This is a genomic window from Micromonospora sp. NPDC005254, assembly GCF_042872525.1.
Lineage (GTDB): Bacteria > Actinomycetota > Actinomycetes > Mycobacteriales > Micromonosporaceae > Micromonospora.
On the sequence record NZ_JBIAKM010000005.1, the window covers coordinates 49,332 to 67,426 of the forward strand.

An 18,095-nucleotide genomic window follows, 5' to 3' on the forward strand; every position below is an offset into this window, starting at 1 on the left:
CGGGCTACGTCCCCACCGGGCGGGTGTGTGCCTGGCGGATGTACTACGAGGACATCTTCTCCGGCATGGCCGGCGTCGGCGCCTCGGGCGTGGTCCTGGGCTGACGCCTCGCGGCGAACCGTCGGTCGAGCCGACGGCCGGGCCGGCGCGCACCCCGCGCGCCGGTCCGGTTCCGCGCTGGGCTCAGGCGCCGACGCCCCGGTCCGCGGCGAGCACGGCGTCGCCGCCGAGCAGCGCCGGCTCGGGCAGCGGCAACTGGATCTTGTGGGCCGCCTCCCAGTCGTAGACCAGCCCGGGGCGCACGTGCGCGGCGAAGTAGTCCACGGCGCTCATCCCGCCCACCACCGGCTCGTCGACCTCGGCGACCAGCTGGGCGGGGACCAGGGAGAAACCGTTCTGGACGGCGGCGCTGAGCCGACGGTGACCGTCGACGACGAAGAAGTACTCGCCGGTGAAGCCGATCTTCAGCGGCTCCAGGGACTCGTCGCCGGCCTCGGCCACGTCGCCGACGAACTCGCTGTCCCAGAGCCCGCGCAGGGTCGCGATGTCCTCGGTCGGGTAGATCCGCGCCGGGTCGAGCAGCAGCAGCGGCGAGCCGTCGCGCAGCACGTCGGCGCCGAGCGTGCCCTCGTACGCGGCGATGATGTGCTCGACCACCTCGGCGGCGGAGGCCCGGGTCGTGTCGCAAATCAGGTCATAGTTGCGCAACCGTGCCTTGTCCACCCCGTAGCGGACGATGAACCGGCTGCGCTCGCTCTCGCTGCGCTCGCGGAGCTTGGCCTTCGCCTCCTCCAGCGAGGCGTAGCTCTCCGCCGGGCCGGACGGGCGGGCCAGCACCCGACGGGCCGCCTCCCCCGGCTCGGTGATCATGTGCACCTTGAGCGCGTCGGTGAAGAAGTGCCAGGCCAGCCGCGAGTCCATGATCAGATGCTCGCCGGAGGCGGCGATGTCGCGCTGGAGCTGATCGACGTAACCGTCGACGGCCTGGTCCAGCTCGGCGTGCAGATTGAGCTGCAGGGCGGTCATCTGCCGCTGCTGCGCCATCTCCCGGTAGAGGTCGCCCACGCTGACCCGGCGCATGCCGAGCCGCTTGGCGATCTCCACCGACACGGTGCTCTTGCCGCTGCCGAGGTCGCCGTTGAAGACGATCGATTGTCGAACGGTCACGACTGGTCCACCCCTGATAACCGGCTTCCTGACATCATCGACATCGCGTCCGACCGGCGCGTTCCCGGCCCGCCCGCCTTCGGGCGGTGCCGTGACCTGGGGCCGTCGTACGACCGAGCATGACGGGCGATGCTACCACCTCGGCGCCAGCGCTTTGCCGGACGCGGTGTGCGGGCGCCACCCGTCAGGCCGGCTTCCGCCCGCCGGCCGCGCCCCCCGGGAAAGCGGCCGCGCCCTGGGAAAACGGTCAGAACAGGCTCAGCGGATCGACCTGGAGACGAACCGGATCGGCGGCCTTGCGGGCGGTGCGCACCCCGGCGGCCGAGTGCAGGGCCTCGGCGAGCGCGGCGGCCCGCGCCCGGGGCACCCGGACCAGCATCCGCTCGCGCCCCTCGTCGGCCGGCACCGGCCCGAGCACCTCGGCGTCGCCGGGCAGCCGGGCCGCGGCGAGCAGGTCGGCCACCGCCTCGGCCGGGCCGGTGACGCTGGCCATCCGCACCGCCGGCGGGAAACCCAGCTCGCGGCGCTCGGCCAGTTCCCGGCCGGCGAACCAGGCGGCGTCCCAGCGCAGCAGCGCCTGCACCGGGGCGAGCGCGCCGTCGGCGACCACCACCACCCGGCCGGCCGGCGCCGGGCGGGCCAGGGCCGTCGCGGCCAGCCACCGGCGCAGCGCCTCCTCGCCGGCACGCAGGTCGGCCCGGGTCAGCAGGGCCCACGAGTCGAGCAGCAGCACCGCGCCGTAGCCGCCTTCGGCGACCGGCTCGGCGCCGGGGGTGGCGACCACCAGCGCCGCACCGCCGGGCACGTCGGTCAGCACCTCCTCCCGTCCCGAGGTCCGCACCGGCACGTCGGGAAAGGCCCGGCCCAGCTCCTCGGCGGTACGTCGGGCACCGGTCACCGCGGCGCGCAGCCGCCGCCCGCCGCACTGCGGGCAGGCGTACGCGGCGGCGACCCGGGCGCACCACCGGCAGGCGGGGGTGCCGCCGGCCGACGGCAGCGCGAGCGGGCCGGCGCAGTGCGCACAGCGCGCCGGGGTACGGCAGTCGGCGCAGGAGACCGAGGGCAGGTAGCCCCGCCGGGGCACCTGCACGAGCACCGGCAGGTCCGCCCGGAGGGCGTCACGGGCGGCCGTCCAGGCGAGGCTGGGCAGCCGCGCGGTGGCCGCACCGGGATCACGGGCGAGCTGTGGGTCGTCACCGGTCGGCGCGATGGCCGGGATACGCGCCCGCACGGTGGCCCGGTCGGCGACTACCTCCCGGGCCCAGCCGGTCTCCAGCAGCAGTTGTGCCTCGGCCGTACGGGCGTACCCGCCGACCAGCGCGCCGGCCTCGCCGAGCTGCGCCCGGGTGAGCAGCACGTCGCGGGCGTGCGGATAGGGCGCCCGGGGTTCGGAGTGCAGGTCGTCCCCGTCGTCCCAGACGGCGACGAGACCGAGCCGGGGCACCGGGGCGAACATCGCGGCCCGGGTCCCGATGACCACCGGCACCTGCCCGCGCCGGGCGGCGAGGAACGCCCGGTAGCGCCGGGCCGGCCCGAGGGCGGCGGAGAGGCTGACGTGCCGCCCCGGGCCCAGCACGCCGGTCAGCGCGGCGTCGAGGCGGTCGAGGTCACGGGCGTCGGGCACCACGACAACGGCCCCCCGCCCACCGGCGACGGTGGCGGCCACCGCGTCGGCGTAGCGGGCTGCCCAGTTCTCGCCGGGCAGCGCGGACCAGACCGCGCGGGGCGCCCGGCCGTCGGTGAGCGCCCGCAGCAGCGCCGGCCCGGTCGGGTAGTCCCGCCACCCTCTCGGGTCGACGGCCTCCCCCGGCACGACGGCCTCCCCCGGCTCGACGGGGCCAACCGCGTCGCTGGCAGCACCGGATTCGGGGGTCGGGGTGGGCTGTTCGTCGTGGGGTTCCTTCTCGACCCGGGCGTGCCGGGGTGGCACGGCGAGCCGGAGCACGTCGGCCAGGTTGCCCGCGTACCGGTCGGCGACCGCCCGGGCCAACCGGGCGATCTCGGGGGCCAGCACCGGCTCGGGCGAGACGACCTTCTCCAGGTAGGCGAGCCGGCCGGTGTGCCCGGAGTCGTCCGCCCGGGCCAGCAGCCAGCCGTCGACCAACTGCCCCGCGAAGCGCACCTTCACCCGGGTGCCGGGCACCGCCACGTCGTCGAGTTCGGCCGGCACCAGGTAGTCGAACGGCCGGTCCAGGTGCGCCAGCGCGACGTCCACGCAGACGCGCGCGACCGGCGACCCGTCCGCGGGTCGCCGGTCGCTACGCCTGGTGGCGGTCAGGCTCCCGCGGCCGACTTGAGGTCGGCGGCCCGGTCGGTGCTCTCCCACGACAGGTCCGGCAACTCCCGGCCGAAGTGGCCATACGCGGCGGTCTGCTGGTAGATCGGGCGGAGCAGGTTGAGGTCCCGGATGATCGCGGCCGGGCGCAGGTCGAACACCTCGGAGACGGCCTTCTCGATCGAGGCCACCGGCACGGTCTCGGTGCCGAACGTCTCGATGAACAGGCTCACCGGGTGCGCCTTGCCGATGGCGTAGGCGACCTGCGCCTCGCACCGCTCGGCCAGGCCGGCGGCGACCACGTTCTTGGCCACCCAGCGCATCGCGTACGCGGCCGAGCGGTCCACCTTGGACGGGTCCTTGCCGGAGAACGCGCCGCCGCCGTGCCGGGCGTACCCGCCGTAGGTGTCGACGATGATCTTGCGGCCGGTCAGGCCGGCGTCACCCATCGGGCCGCCGATCTCGAACCGGCCGGTCGGGTTGACCAGCAGCCGGTAGCCGTCGGTGTCCAGACCGAGGCTCTCCAGCTCGGGCGCGATGACGGAGTCGCGCACGTCGGGTGTGAGCAGCGACTCCAGCGAGATGTCCGCGGCGTGCTGGCTGGACACCACAACGGTGTTCAGGCGGACCGGGCGCAGCCCCTCGTACTCGATGGTGACCTGGGTCTTGCCGTCCGGGCGCAGGTACGGGATGGTCCCGTCCTTGCGCACCGCGGCGAGCCGGCGGGCCAGCCGGTGGGCCAGGGCGATGGGCAGCGGCATCAGCTCGGGGGTCTCCGAGCAGGCGAAGCCGAACATCATGCCCTGGTCGCCGGCGCCCTGGGCGTCCAGCGCGCTCTCCGAGGCACCGGTGCGCAGCTCGAAGGCGTTGTCCACGCCCTGCGCGATGTCCTCGGACTGCGCGCCGATCGAGACGCTGACCCCGCAGGACGCGCCGTCGAAACCCTTCTTCGACGAGTCGTAGCCGATGTCGAGGATGGTGCGCCGGACGATGGTGGGGATGTCGGCGTACGCCTTCGTGGTGACCTCACCGGCGATGTGGACCTGGCCGGTGGTGATCATGGTCTCGACCGCGACCCGGCTGTGCGGGTCCTCGGCGAGCAGCGCATCGAGGATGCCGTCGCTGATCTGGTCGGCGATCTTGTCCGGGTGGCCTTCCGTGACCGATTCGGACGTGAAGAGGCGGCGTGTCACGGCACTCCTAAGCGTGTGAGGTCGTTCCGCGGCAGTCTAGTCACCGCTGCGGCCGGTGTCGGGGTCGGTCGCGCGCTGTTCCACCCGTCAGGAGCGGTTGGCCAGCCGCGCCACGACGAGGTCCCACACGGTGTCGGCCACGGCCTCCTTGGCCTGCTCCGGCAGACGGCTCACCGAGCCGTCCGCGCCGATGACCGTCACCGTGTTGGTGTCGGCGCCGAAGACCCGGTCCGGGCCGACCTCGTTGACCACGATCAGGTCGGCCCGCTTCCGGGCGAGTTTCGCCCGGCCGTTGGCCTCCGCGTCGCCGGTTTCGGCGGCGAACACCACCAGCACCTGCTCCGGTCGCTTGCGCTGGCCGAGCTCCGCCGCGATGTCCGGGTTCGTGACGAGCTCGATGGTGGGAGCGACGCCGTCGTCCGACTTCTTGATTTTGCCAGGCGCGTACGTCGCCGGTCGGAAATCGGCCGGAGCCGCCGCCATCACGACCGCGTCGGCCTCGGCGGCGGCCTTGAGGGTCGCCTCGCGCAGCTCGGCGGTCGTGCCGACGCGGACCAGGTCGACCCCGGCGGGGTCGGCGAGGGAGACGTTGGCCGCGATCAGCGTGACCCGCGCGCCCCGGGCGACCGCCGACCGGGCGAAGGCGTAGCCCTGCTTGCCGGAGGAGCGGTTGCCGAGGAAGCGGACCGGGTCCAGCGGCTCGCGGGTGCCGCCGGCGGTGACCACCACCCGGCGGCCGGCCAGGTCGGCGGGGGCGGACACGCCCCGAGCGAGGACCTGGCGGGCGACCGCGAAGATCTCCGCCGGGTCGGGTAGCCGGCCCTTGCCGGTGTCGACGCCGGTGAGCCGCCCGACGGCCGGCTCGACGACCCGGACGCCCCGGGCCCGCAGCGTGGCGACGTTGGCGACGGTGGCCGGATGCTCCCACATCTCGGTGTGCATGGCCGGAGCCAGCACGACCGGGCAGCGGGCGGTCAGCAGCGTGTTGGTCAGCAGGTCGTCGGCGAGCCCGTGGGCGGCCTTGGCCAGCAGGTCGGTGGTGGTCGGCGCGACCACCACGAGGTCGGCCTGCTTGCCGAGGCGGACGTGCGGCACCTCGTGCACGTCGGACCAGACGTCGTCGGCGACCGGTTGACCGGAGAGCGCCGCCCAGGTCGGGGCCCCGACGAACTTCAGCGCCGACGCGGTCGGCACGACCCGGACCCGATGGCCCGACTCGGTGAAGAGTCGCAGCAGCTCACACGCCTTGTAGGCGGCGATGCCGCCGCCGACCCCGAGGACGATCGAGGCGGACATCGACGGGTGCGGGCTTACGGCTGGTCGGTCGGCTCAGCGGTGAGCAGGCCCGCGTTGATCTCGCGCATGGCGATGGAGAGGGGCTTCTCCTGCGGGGTCGTCTCGACGAGCGGACCGACGTACTCCAGGAGGCCCTCACCGAGCTGGCTGTAGTAGGCGTTGACCTGGCGCGCGCGCTTGGCGGCGAAGATGACCAGCGCGTACTTCGACGTCGTCTTCTCAAGGAGCTCGTCGATCGGCGGGTTGGTGATGCCTTCGGGGTTGGCGATGGATCCCACGAATTAACCTCTGCGTCTTTCGAGCCGCGCGGACGCGGTGCTGAGTCTCAACGGCGGCCGGCCGTCAGCCGCGTACACGCGACCAGGCCGGATCCGGATAAGAAGAACCGAGTAAGCCTACCAGCTCGTCGGCGACCCGATCGGTGTGGTCGTGCGTCAGGGTGTGCGCGAAGGCGGCGGCCACGGCGGCGTCGGGCCGGTGCCCGGGCGGGATCAGCAGCACCAGCCGCGCGGCGGGCAGTCGCGCCCGCACCAGCCGGGCCCCGGCGACGTCGAGCGGGAGCAGGACCGGCTGCCCGGCGTCGAGCCGGGCGCGCAGCGGCGGGTCGAGGGTGCCCCGGTGGTACGCGCCGATCCGGGACCACTCCAGCAGGTCTCCGGTGGCCACCCGGCGTTCGAACTCGGCCGGGGCGAGGAAGACCCGTTGCTCTCCGTCCACCTCCGGTTCCCGGCGCGGCCTGGTCGTTGCCGGCACCGGGATCCACACGGACGGGAAACGCGCCCGAACGAGCTCGACGACACTCTCCCTGCCGGAACCCGAAGGTCCAGCCAGGACAGTGAGCCGAGCCGCCGGGCGCGCCTCGTCATCCGTGCTCACTGCTTGTTTCTACACGCTGCCAGGTTCAGTTGGCGGCGAACTCTCCAAGCAGTGCCTTGCGCTGCTGCTCGCCGAGGCCACGCAGGCGACGGCTGTCAGCGATCTTGAGCTTCTCCATGATCTGGGTAGCCCGGATCTTGCCGATGCCCGGCATCGCCTGCAGGACGGCCGAAACCTTGAGCTTGCCCACGACGTCGTCGCTCTCGGCCCGCTCGAGGACGGCACCGAGGGTGGTCTTGCCCTGCTTGAGCTGCTCCTTCAGCTCGGCACGGGCCTTGCGGATCTCCGCGGCCTTCTCGAGCGCGGCAGCGCGCTGTTCGGGGGTCAGTGACGGGAGCGGCACCAGTTCTCCTCAGGTCCCTATCGCGGCGGGCGGGGCGCACCGCCGCATCTGTGAAACGTGGTGTCGCTGTGAACCAAGGGGTCCGTGGTTCCCAGCGCGGGGAAAACTAGCGGTCAACGGAGCTTTCGGCAACGTGGGCGCGCGATGATCATCGCAAAGTGACCGAGCCGTCAGTCAGTCACCGGGCAGCCAGAACGGCCCGGCACTCGCCCGCCACCCGGTCCGCGGCGGCCCGCAGGGCGTCCGCGTCCGGTCCCGCCGACAGGACCTCCCGGGAGTACGACGGGAGCACCGAAGCGAGGCTGGAACCGAAGACGGTACGCAGATCGGCGGCACCCGCACCCTGCGCGCCGAGCCCTGGAGCGAGCAGCGGACCCCCCACGCCGGAGAGGTCATGACCGGTGTCACCGATGGTCGCGCCGACCACCAGACCGAAGCTGCCGAGGGGGTCCGCACCCCGGTTGAGCTGGGAAATCTCGTCGATCACGGTCTGCGCGACGGTCCGCCCGTCGGCCGTACGGGCCCGCTGCACGGCCGCGCCCTCGGGGTTCGAGGTGAGGGCCAGCACGAAGACCCCGCCGCCGTGCTGGGCGGCCAACTCGAACATCGGCGCCAGCGAACCTACTCCCAGGTAGGGACTGGCCGTGACCGCGTCGACATACAGCGGGCTGGATGGATCAAGGTACGCGGAGGCGTACGCGCTGACCGTTGAGCCGATGTCGCCACGCTTGACGTCCAGAAGAACGAGCGAACCGGCTTCTCGTAACTGTCGGATAGTTGACTCAAGGATCGCCACACCGCGGGATCCGAATCGCTCGAAAAAGGCCGACTGAGGCTTGACCACCGCAACCCGGTCACCGAGGGCGTCCACCACGGTCCGGGAGAACCGGTCGAGGCCGTCGACGTCGTCCGCGAGGCCCCACCGGGCCAGCAGACCGGGATGCGGGTCGATGCCCACACAGAGCGGCCCGCGCTCGGTGACGGCCCGGTGCAGTCGGGTGCCGAAGCTCTCCATCTGTGCACTTCCCTTCTCGTCCGGGCGGCGGACCGCCTCGGTGCGTACTCGTTGACCGGGACCGCTCAGCCGGCCGCCACCGCCGCCGCCACCCCGGCCGCGATACGGGCCAGGTCGGCGTCGTCGGTGACGTACGGCGGCATCGTGTAGATCAGGTCGCGGAACGGCCGCAGCCAGACGCCCCGCTCGACGGCCGCCGCGGTGGCCGCGCCGAGGTCGACCTCGTGGTCGAGCTGGACCACCCCGATCGCCCCGAGTACCCGCACATCGGCCACGCCCGGGGCGGCGCGCAGCGGCTCCAGGCCGGCGCGCAGGCCGGCGCCGACCCTGGACACCTGCGCCGCCCAGTCCCCGGCCCGCAGCAGCCCGATGGAGGCGTTGGCGACCGCGCAGGCCAGCGGGTTGCCCATGAAGGTGGGCCCGTGGGCCAGCACGCCGTCGGCGGAGATGCCCCGGGCGATCTCGGCGGTGCACAGCGTCGCGGCCAGGGTCAGGTAGCCCCCGGTGAGCGCCTTGCCCACGCACATCACGTCCGGGGCCACCCCGGCGTGCTCGGCGGCGAACATCGCGCCGGTACGGCCGAACCCGGTCGCGATCTCGTCGAAGATCAGCAGCACCCCGTGCGCGCGGGTCACCTCGCGCAGCACCCGCAGGTAACCCGGATGGTGGAACCGCATCCCGCCGGCGCCCTGGACGACAGGCTCGACGATCACCGCGGCCAGCTCGTCGGCGTGCCGCTCGACGGTGTCCACCAACGCCGCCACGTACGCCTCGTCGGGCGGGTCGGTGAAGCCGCCGGGCGGCACCGGGGCGAAGATCTGCCGGGGCAGCACGTCGCCCCAGAGGTGGTGCATCCCGCCCTCCGGGTCGCAGACGCTCATCGGGTGGAACGTGTCGCCGTGGTAGCCACCCCGCCAGGTCGCCAGCCGGCGCCGCTGTGGCCGCCCGATGGCCCGCTGGTACTGCAGGCACATCTTGACCGCCACCTCGACGCTGACCGAGCCGGAGTCGGCCAGGAACACCTGCTCCAGACCCTCCGGGGCCAGCTCGACCAGGGTCCGCGCGAGCTGCACCGCAGGCTCGTGGGTCAGCCCGCCGAACATCACGTGGCTCATCCTGCCGAGCTGGTCGGTCACGGCCGCGTCCAGCACCGGGTGCCGGTAGCCGTGGATCGCCGCCCACCAGGACGACATGCCGTCCACCAGCTCCCGGCCGTCGGCCAGGGTCAGCCGTACGCCCTCGGCGCCGCGCACCACGTACGGCGGGTTCGCCGGTGGCAGCGCGGCGTACGGGTGCCAGACGTGGGCCCGGTCGGTGGCCAGGATCTCCTCGGGCGTCATGCGTGCTCCTTCCAGGCGCCGGTCGTCAGGCCGCCGGTCGGGCCGTTCCTTCTCATCCTTTGCTCTGCTTCAACGGACGCAACGCCCGGTGTCCGGATATCGGACGCCGGCCGTTGCGTGGGTTGAAGCAGAGCAAAGGCCTCGCGGAGGGGGTGGAACCCCCGCCGCAGAGCCGGCGCGGGGCGGGGTCAGCACCGGACCCGGGCCGGTCAACGCCCGGCGACCGGGTCCGGCGCCCCCGCTGTGGCCGCCGCGCGGGCCGCCGCGCGGGCGGCGGCACGGACGGCGGCGCGGACCAGGGCCGGCCCCCGGTAGATGAAGCCGGTGTAGAGCTGCACCAGAGCGGCGCCGGCGTCGACCATCCGCGCCGCGTCGTCCGGGTCCAGCACCCCGCCGACGCCGATGATCGGCAGGGCGCCGGCGGTCTCCCGATGGACGAACGCGACCACGTCCCGGGCGCGGCCGGTCAGTGGCCGGCCGGACAGGCCACCGGCCTGGGCGCCGCGTTCGGAGTCGGCCGGGGCCAGACCGTCGCGGGCCAGGGTGGTGTTGGTGGCGATCACCCCGGCGGCGCCCCGGGCCAGGCACACCTCCAGCAGCTCGGCGATCGCCGCCTCGGTCAGATCTGGTGCGATCTTGACCAGGACCGGCTTCTCCCCCACCAGTGCGGCCAGCAGGGCGTCCAGATGCGCGCGGTCCTGCAACGAGCGCAGGCCCGGGGTGTTCGGCGAGGACACGTTGACCGCGAAGTAGTCGCCGTGCCCGCGCAGCGCCCGGTACGAGGCGAGGTAGTCCTCGACCGCCTCGTCGAGCGGGGTCACCTTGGACTTGCCCAGCGAGATCCCCAGCGGCACCCCGATGGGGCGTGGCAGCGCGTCCAGCCGGGCGGCCAGCGCGGCGGCCCCGGCGTTGTTGAAGCCCATCCGGTTCACCACGGCCTCGCTGGCCGGCAGCCGGAACAGCCGTGGCCGGGGGTTGCCCGGCTGGGCGTGCGCCGTCACCGTGCCGACCTCGACGAAGCCGAAGCCGAGCGCCGGCCAGGCCGCCAGCGCGGCGCCGTCCTTGTCCATGCCGGCGGCCAGCCCGACCGGGTTGGGGAACCGCACGCCGAACACCGTGCGCGGCGCCTGGACGGCGTAGCGGGCCCGCAGGGCCGCCAACGCCACCGGACGCCGCGACAGCCCGGCCAACCGCCGCAGTGTCCACTCGTGCGCGGCCTCGGCATCGCCGCCGCCGAGGCGGAACAACCCCGGCCGCACGACCCGCTCGAACAGGGTCACTGGGCCGCCCGGAGGGTGGCGTGCAGGTCCTGCAGGGGGCGGACCTGCATGTCGCCCCGGATGCGCGCTTCGATGCCCATGACCGCCGCCGCCGCGCCCGGAACAGTGGTGATGCAGGGGATGTCGGCGGTGACGGCGGCGCTGCGGATCTCGTAGCCGTCGGAGCGGGCGCTCGCGCCGGAGCCCTGCGGGGTGTTGACCACCAGGGCCACGTCGCCGCCGAGGATCAGCGACACCGCGTCCTCCCCCTCGCCGGCCTCGTAGTGCTTGCGGATCTGCTCGCAGGCGATCCCGTGCCGGCGCAGCACCTCGGCCGTGCCGGTGGTGGCGACGATCTCGAAGCCCAGGTCGGCCAGCCGCTTGATCGGGAAGATCATGCCGCGCTTGTCCCGGTTGGCCACCGACACGAAGATCTTCCCGGCGGTCGGCAGCGACCCGTACGCGGCCGACTGGCTCTTGGCGAAGGCGTGCCCGAAGTTGGTGTCGATGCCCATCACCTCGCCGGTCGACTTCATCTCCGGCCCGAGCAGCGAGTCGATCCCCTTGCCGGCCCGGGTCCGGAAGCGCTTGAACGGCAGCACCGCCTCCTTGACCGCGATCGGCGCGTCGGCGGGCATCGTGCCGCCGTCGCCCGTCGCCGGGAGCAGGCCCTCGGCGCGCAGCTCGGCGATGGTCGCGCCGAGCGCGATCCGGGCGGCCGCCTTGGCCAGCGGAACGGCCGTCGCCTTCGAGACGAACGGCACGGTCCGCGACGCGCGCGGGTTCGCCTCCAGGACGTAGAGCACGTCGTCCTTGAGCGCGTACTGCACGTTGAGCAGACCGCGCACGCCGACACCGCGGGCGATCGCCTCGGTGTAGCGGCGGACCTCGGCCAGGTGCGACCCCGCGAGGGTGATCGGCGGCAGCGCGCAGGACGAGTCGCCGGAGTGGATCCCGGCCTCCTCGATGTGCTCCATCACGCCACCGATGTAGACCGCGCCGTCGGCGTCGCACAGGGCGTCCACGTCGATCTCGATGGCGTCGTCGAGGAACCGGTCCACCAGCACCGGATGGTCGCCGGAGATGTCGGTGGCCCGACCGATGTAGTCGCGCAGCGTCGGGTCGTCGTAGACGATCTCCATGCCCCGCCCGCCCAGCACGTACGACGGTCGGACCAGCACCGGGTAGCCGATCTCGTCGGCGATCGTCTTGGCCTCGTCGTAGGACGTGGCCATGCCGTGCGCCGGCGCGCGCAGCCCGGCACGGGCCAGCACCGCGCCGAACGCGCCCCGCTCCTCGGCCAGGTGGATCGACTCCGGGGAGGTGCCGACGATCGGCACGCCGGCGTTCTTGAGCCGCTGCGCCAACCCCAGCGGGGTCTGCCCGCCGAGCTGCACGACCACGCCGACCACGCCCGGCCCGCCGGCCGCCCGGCCGGAGGAGTCCTCCGCGTGCCAGACCTCCAGGACGTCCTCGAAGGTCAGCGGTTCGAAGTAGAGCCGGTCGGCCGTGTCGTAGTCGGTGGAGACCGTCTCGGGGTTGCAGTTGACCATGACGGTCTCGTAACCGGCCGACCGCAGCGCCTGCACCGCGTGCACGCACGAGTAGTCGAACTCGATGCCCTGCCCGATCCGGTTCGGGCCGGAGCCCAGGATCAGCACCTTCGGCCGGCCCGACGGCACGACCTCGGTCTCCAGGTCATACGTGGAGTAGTGGTAGGGGGTGGTGGCCTCGAACTCGGCCGCGCAGGTGTCCACGGTCTTGTAGACCGGGCGCACGTCGAGGCGGTGGCGCAGGGTCCGTACGCCGTCCTCGGCCGCCAGCTCCGGACGCAGCGCGGCGAGCTGCCGGTCGGACAGGCCGGCCCGCTTGGCGCGACGCAGCAGCTCGACGTCGAGCACCGGCGCGTCGACGATCTCGGCGCGCAGCTCGATCAGCGCGGCGATCTGGTCCAGGAACCAGGGGTCGATCCCGCCGGACGCCTCGGCGACCTCGGCGATCGACGCGCCGAGACGCAGCGCCCGCTCCACCGTGTAGAGCCGGCCGTCGTGCGGGATGCGCAGCGCGGTGAGGGTGTTCTCCCGCGTCGCGTCGGCCGGGTCGGGCTGCGTCCAGAAGCCGGCGGCCTTGGTTTCCATCGAGCGCATCGCCTTGTTCAGCGCCTCGGTGAAGTTGCGCCCGAGGCTCATCGCCTCGCCCACCGACTTCATGGTGGTGGTCAGTTCCGGGTCCGCGCCGGGGAACTTCTCGAACGCGAACCGGGGGATCTTCACCACCACGTAGTCGAGGGTCGGCTCGAACGCCGCCGGGGTCTTCAGGGTGATGTCGTTGGGGATCTCGTCGAGCGTGTAGCCGATGGCCAGCTTCGCGGCGATCTTCGCGATCGGGAAGCCGGTCGCCTTGGACGCCAGCGCCGAGGAGCGCGACACCCGGGGGTTCATCTCGATCACGACGATCCGGCCGTCGACCGGGTTGACCGCGAACTGGATGTTGCAGCCGCCGGTGTCCACCCCGACCTCGCGCAGCACCGCGATGCCCAGGTCGCGCAGGCGCTGGTACTCCCGGTCGGTGAGCGTCATGGCCGGGGCCACGGTGACGCTGTCGCCGGTGTGCACGCCCATCGGGTCCAGGTTCTCGATCGAGCAGACGACCACCACGTTGTCGTGCCGGTCGCGCATCAGCTCCAGCTCGTACTCCTTCCAGCCGAGCACGCTCTCCTCGATGAGCACCTCGTGCACCGGGCTGGCGGTCAGGCCGTCGCCGGCGATGCGGGCCAGGTCCTCCGGGGTGTGCGCCATGCCGGAGCCCAGGCCACCCATGGTGAACGACGGCCGGATCACCACCGGCAGGCCCAGCTCGGCGACTGTCGCCTCGACCTCGTCCATGGAGTGGCACACCCGGGAGCGGGGCACCAGCCCGGCCGGGTCGTCGACGCCCAGGCGTACGCCGGCCTTCGCCACGATCTCCTTGAACAGCTGGCGGTCCTCGCCCCGGTTGATGGCGTCGATGTTCGCGCCGATCAGCTCGACGCCGTACTTGTCCAGGACGCCGGCCTCGTGCAGGGCGACGGCCGTGTTCAGCGCGGTCTGGCCGCCGAGGGTGGCCAGGATCGCGTCCGGGCGCTCCTTGGCGATGACCAGCTCCACGAACTCCGGGGTGATCGGCTCGACGTACGTGGCGTCGGCGAACTCGGGGTCCGTCATGATCGTGGCGGGGTTGGAGTTGACCAGGCTGACCCGGATGCCCTCGCTGCGCAGCACCCGGCACGCCTGCGTGCCGGAGTAGTCGAACTCGCAGGCCTGCCCGATGACGATCGGCCCGGAGCCGATCACGAGGATGTGCTTGAGATCGGTCCGCTTAGGCATTGCTGCGCCCCTTGCTGTGGGTCCGGCCTTCGATCAGTTCCGCGAAACGGTCGAAGAGGTAGTCGGCGTCGTGCGGGCCGGCCGCCGCCTCCGGGTGGTACTGCACGGTGAAGGCGGGGACGTCCACGGCCCGCAGCCCCTCGACCACGTTGTCATTGAGGCAGACGTGCGACACCCGCACCCCGCCGAAGTCGGTGTCGATCACCTGGTCGGGAACCACCGCGCCCTGCCCCGCACCGGGCACCCGGACCGCGAAGCCGTGGTTGTGGCTGGTCACCTCCACCTTGCCGGTGGCCCGGTCGAGCACCGGCTGGTTGATCCCCCGGTGGCCGTAGCCCAGCTTGTAGGTGCCGAAGCCGAGCGCCCGGCCGAGAATCTGGCTGCCGAAGCAGATGCCGAACAGCGGCACCTCCCGCCGCAGCGCCTCCCGGGCCAGCGCCACCGGGCCGTCGGCCGTCGCCGGGTCGCCGGGGCCGGGCGACAGGAAGACCGCGTCGGCGCCGGTGGCCAGCAGGTCCTCGATGCTCGACGAGGCCGGCAGCACGTGGGTGGTCACCCCGCGCGCGGCCAGTCGGCGCGGCACGTTGCGCTTGATGCCCAGGTCCAGCGCCGCCACGGTGAACCGGTGCTCGCCGAGCGCCTCGACGACGTACGGCTGGGCGGTGGTCACCTCGGCGGACAGGTCCGCGCCGACCATCTGCGGTGACTGCCGGACCCGGGCCAGCAGGCTCTGCGGGTCCTTCTCGACGCTGGAGATGCCCACCCGCATGGCGCCCCGCTCGCGCAGGTGCCGGGTCAACGCCCGGGTGTCCACACCGCTGATGCCCACCACGCCCTCGGTGGCGAGCCGGTCCTCCAGGCTGCCGGTGGCCCGCCAGTTCGAGCCGATCCGGGCCGGGTCGCGGACGACGTAGCCGGCCACCCAGATCCGGCCGGACTCGTCGTCCTCGCCGTTGACGCCGGTGTTGCCGATGTGCGGCGCGGTCTGCACCACCACCTGCCGGTGGTAGGACGGATCGGTAAGCGTCTCCTGGTAACCGGTCATCCCGGTGTTGAAGACCGCCTCGCCGAAGGTCTCACCGACGCTGCCGTACGCCTCGCCGGGGAACGTGCGCCCGTCCTCCAGGACGAGGATCGCGGGTCTGCGCTTGCTCACTTGACAGCCTTTCCGTCCAGGACCGTCGGCTCGCCGCGCAGGAAGGTCGCCACGATGCGACCCGGCAGCGTCATGCGGGCGTACGGGGTGTTGCGACTGCGACTGGCCAGTTCCGCCGGCTCGATGGTGCGGCGGACGGCCGGGTCGATCAGGGTCAGGTTGGCCGGCACACCGGGCGCCGGGTCGACGCCGTGCCCGGTCAGCCCCGCGATCCGGGCGGGGGTGCGGGACATCCGCTCGGCGATCAGGTCCCACTCGGGGCCGAGCACGTCGAGCGCGATGGACAGGGCCGTCTCCAGGCCGAGCATCCCCGGCCGGGCGTACGCCCACTCGCACTCCTTGTCCTCCACGGCGTGCGGGGCGTGGTCGGTGGCGATGACGTCGATGACGCCGTCGGCGAGCGCGGACCGCAGGGCGGTGATGTCCGCGGCCGTGCGCAGCGGCGGGTTCACCTTGAAGACCGGGTCATACGTTGCCGCACGCTCGTCGGTGAGCAGCAGGTGATGCGGGGTGACCTCGGCGGTGACGCGTACGCCACGGGCCTTGGCCTGGCGCAGCACCTCGACGCTGCCGGCGGTGGAGACGTGGCAGACGTGCAGACGGCTGCCCACGTGCTCGGCCAGCAGCACGTCCCGGGCGATGATCGCCTCCTCGGCGACCGCCGGCCAGCCGATCAGCCCCAGCCGGGTGGAGACCTCACCCTCGTGCATCTGGGCGCCCTCGGTGAGGCGGGGCTCCTCGGCGTGCTGGGCGATGATCCCGTCGAACGCCTTGACGTACTCCAGGGCCCGGCGCATCAGCAACGGGTCGGCGACGCAGTGCCCGTCGTCGGAGAAGATCCGCACCCGGGCCGCGGAGTCGGCCATGGCGCCCAGCTCGGCCAGGCGCTCGCCGGCCAGCCCGACGGTGACCGCGCCGACCGGCTGCACGTCGACCAGAGCGGCCTCCCGGCCGAGCCGCCAGACCTGCTCGACGACGCCTGCGGTGTCCGCGACCGGCGAGGTGTTCGCCATCGCGCAGACCGCCGTGTAGCCGCCCAGCGCCGCCGCCCGGGACCCGGACTCGACGGTCTCGGCGTCCTCCCGGCCGGGCTCGCGCAGGTGGGTGTGCAGGTCGACCAGGCCCGGCAGGGCGACCAGCCCGGCGCCGTCGACCACCACGGCGTCCGGCGCGGACAGCCCCGCACCGACCTCGGCGACGACGCCGTCGCGGATCAGCAGGTCGGTCGGCGCGGCGCCGACGATGCTCACGCTGGTGATGAGGTACGCGGTCACCGGTTGTTCCCTCCGAGCAGCAGGTAAAGAACAGCCATCCGCACGGAGACCCCGTTGGTGACCTGTTCGACGATGGTGGAGCGGGGTGAGTCGGCCACCTCGGGGGTGATCTCCATCCCCCGGTTCATCGGGCCCGGGTGCATGACGATCGCGTGCTCGGGCAGGCGGCGCATCCGCGGGCCGTCCAGCCCGTAACGGCGGGAGTACTCGCGCGCGGAGGGGAAGTAGGAGTCCTTCATCCGCTCCCGCTGCACCCGCAGCATCATCACCACGTCGACGTCGGGCAGCACGGCGTCGAGGTCGTAGGACACGTCGGTGCCCGGGGCGAGAGCGCCGGCGATGTCGACGGGGATGAGGGTGGGCGGACCGACCAGGGTGACCTTCGCGCCGAGGGTGGACAGCAGCAGGACGTTGGAGCGGGCCACCCGGGAGTGCAGCACGTCGCCGACCACCGCGACCGACAGGCCGGCCAGCCGGCCCAGCCGGGCCCGCATGGTGTACGCGTCGAGCAGCGCCTGGGTGGGGTGCTCGTGGGTGCCGTCGCCGGCGTTGACCACCGACCCGTCCACCCAGTTGGCGAGCCGGTGCGGGGCGCCGGAGGCGGGGTGCCGCACGACCACCGCGTCGGCGCCCATGGCCTGCAGGGTCAGCGCGGTGTCCTTCAGGCTCTCGCCCTTGGCGACGCTGGACCCCTTCGCGGAAAAGTTGATCACGTCGGCGCTGAGCCGCTTCGCCGCCGCCTCGAACGAGATCCGGGTGCGGGTGGAGTCCTCGTAGAAGAGGTTCACCACCGTCCGGCCGCGCAGCGCGGGCAGCTTCTTGATCTCGCGGCCGGCGACCGTGGCCATCTCGGCGGCGGTGTCCAGGATCTCGGTGGCGGTGTCGGCGTCCAGGTCGGCGCCGGAGAGCAGGTGCCTGATCATGAGGCGGTTCCCCCGTACAACTTGACCTCGTCGGCGCCGTCGGTCTCGGCGAGCGTCACCTTGACGCTCTCGGCGAGCGCCGTCGGGATGTTCTTGCCGACGTAGTCGGCGCGGATCGGCAACTCGCGGTGGCCGCGGTCGACCAGGACGGCGAGCTGCACCGACGCCGGGCGGCCCACGTCGTTGAGCGCGTCGAGCGCGGCGCGCACGGTACGTCCGGAGAAGAGCACGTCGTCGACGAGGATCACCCGCTTGCCGTCGATGCCGCCGCTGGGCACCTGGGTCGGGCCGATCGCGCGGGTGGCGTGCCGGCGCAGGTCGTCGCGGTAGAGGGTGATGTCGAGCACACCGACCGGAACGACGACGTCCTCGAAGGTGCTGATCCGGGAGGCGAGCCGCCGCGCGAGGGGCGCACCCCGGGTGGGAATCCCGAGCAGCACGGTGTCGGCGGCGCCCTGGGTCTTCTCCAGGATCTGGTGGGCGATGCGGTCGACCACGCGCTGCACGTCGGCGCTGGCGAGGATCACCTTCACCGAGGGTTGTCGCGGTGGTGACGAGCGGGCAGCCGGTGGGTATGCCACGGCGGACCTCCTTCCCCGCCTCACGGGACGGG

15 protein-coding genes are annotated in these 18,095 nt (G+C 73.0%); all 15 read right to left on the bottom strand.

Features of this window, described 5'->3' with window-relative positions; genetic code table 11:
- Window positions 1–183 precede the first annotated feature (183 nt).
- A complete protein-coding gene (locus tag ACFYPR_RS16600; protein WP_354857784.1) occupies window positions 184–1,167 on the bottom strand; it encodes an AAA family ATPase in 984 nt (327 codons plus the stop codon).
- A 247-nt stretch (window positions 1,168–1,414) separates the two neighbouring features.
- A complete protein-coding gene (locus tag ACFYPR_RS16605) occupies window positions 1,415–3,382 on the bottom strand; it encodes a primosomal protein N' (RefSeq protein ID WP_355067096.1) in 1,968 nt (655 codons plus the stop codon).
- 59 nt (window positions 3,383–3,441) lie between these two features.
- A complete protein-coding gene (gene metK / locus ACFYPR_RS16610) occupies window positions 3,442–4,635 on the bottom strand; it encodes a methionine adenosyltransferase (RefSeq protein WP_354862956.1) in 1,194 nt (397 codons plus the stop codon).
- 87 nt (window positions 4,636–4,722) lie between these two features.
- Window positions 4,723–5,931 carry a bifunctional phosphopantothenoylcysteine decarboxylase/phosphopantothenate--cysteine ligase CoaBC gene (coaBC, locus tag ACFYPR_RS16615; protein ID WP_387260699.1) on the bottom strand — a complete coding sequence of 403 codons (1,209 nt, stop codon included), beginning with the start codon at window positions 5,929–5,931 and terminating at the stop codon, window positions 4,723–4,725.
- Window positions 5,932–5,945: 14 nt separating this feature from the next.
- The gene (gene rpoZ, locus ACFYPR_RS16620) at window positions 5,946–6,209 is read right to left on the bottom strand and encodes a DNA-directed RNA polymerase subunit omega (RefSeq protein ID WP_007075826.1); all 264 of its coding nucleotides are present in this window, start codon (window positions 6,207–6,209) and stop codon (window positions 5,946–5,948) included.
- Window positions 6,210–6,273: 64 nt separating this feature from the next.
- Window positions 6,274–6,807: a guanylate kinase gene (locus ACFYPR_RS16625; RefSeq protein ID WP_354862959.1), complete on the bottom strand. Its 534-nt coding sequence runs from the start codon at window positions 6,805–6,807 to the stop codon at window positions 6,274–6,276.
- Window positions 6,808–6,832: 25 nt separating this feature from the next.
- Window positions 6,833–7,150 carry an integration host factor, actinobacterial type gene (gene mihF / locus ACFYPR_RS16630; RefSeq protein WP_007458370.1) on the bottom strand — a complete coding sequence of 106 codons (318 nt, stop codon included), beginning with the start codon at window positions 7,148–7,150 and terminating at the stop codon, window positions 6,833–6,835.
- 178 nt (window positions 7,151–7,328) lie between these two features.
- Window positions 7,329–8,165 (bottom strand): orotidine-5'-phosphate decarboxylase, encoded by an 837-nt coding sequence (gene pyrF / locus ACFYPR_RS16635; RefSeq protein WP_354862960.1) that lies wholly within the window; start codon window positions 8,163–8,165, stop codon window positions 7,329–7,331.
- 65 nt (window positions 8,166–8,230) lie between these two features.
- A complete protein-coding gene (locus ACFYPR_RS16640) occupies window positions 8,231–9,505 on the bottom strand; it encodes an adenosylmethionine--8-amino-7-oxononanoate transaminase (RefSeq protein WP_354862962.1) in 1,275 nt (424 codons plus the stop codon).
- Between the two features lie 209 nt (window positions 9,506–9,714).
- Window positions 9,715–10,785, bottom strand: coding sequence for a quinone-dependent dihydroorotate dehydrogenase (locus tag ACFYPR_RS16645; protein ID WP_387260701.1), 1,071 nt, complete (start codon window positions 10,783–10,785; stop codon window positions 9,715–9,717).
- Window positions 10,782–14,129 carry a carbamoyl-phosphate synthase large subunit gene (gene carB / locus ACFYPR_RS16650; protein ID WP_354862812.1) on the bottom strand — a complete coding sequence of 1,116 codons (3,348 nt, stop codon included), beginning with the start codon at window positions 14,127–14,129 and terminating at the stop codon, window positions 10,782–10,784. Before carB ends, ACFYPR_RS16645 begins: the two co-directional genes overlap by 4 nt.
- Complete coding sequence (gene carA, locus ACFYPR_RS16655; protein WP_363938639.1) at window positions 14,122–15,285, bottom strand: glutamine-hydrolyzing carbamoyl-phosphate synthase small subunit; 1,164 nt, start codon at window positions 15,283–15,285, stop codon at window positions 14,122–14,124. Before carA ends, carB begins: the two co-directional genes overlap by 8 nt.
- Window positions 15,282–16,559 carry a dihydroorotase gene (locus tag ACFYPR_RS16660; protein WP_387260704.1) on the bottom strand — a complete coding sequence of 426 codons (1,278 nt, stop codon included), beginning with the start codon at window positions 16,557–16,559 and terminating at the stop codon, window positions 15,282–15,284. The genes carA and ACFYPR_RS16660 overlap by 4 nt, the downstream gene beginning before the upstream one ends.
- A complete protein-coding gene (locus ACFYPR_RS16665) occupies window positions 16,556–17,482 on the bottom strand; it encodes an aspartate carbamoyltransferase catalytic subunit (RefSeq protein ID WP_007458351.1) in 927 nt (308 codons plus the stop codon). Before ACFYPR_RS16665 ends, ACFYPR_RS16660 begins: the two co-directional genes overlap by 4 nt.
- Window positions 17,479–18,063, bottom strand: a complete 585-nt coding sequence (pyrR, locus tag ACFYPR_RS16670) for a bifunctional pyr operon transcriptional regulator/uracil phosphoribosyltransferase PyrR (protein WP_387260707.1) — start codon at window positions 18,061–18,063, stop codon at window positions 17,479–17,481. The genes ACFYPR_RS16665 and pyrR overlap by 4 nt, the downstream gene beginning before the upstream one ends.
- Window positions 18,064–18,095: the final 32 nt, after the last annotated feature.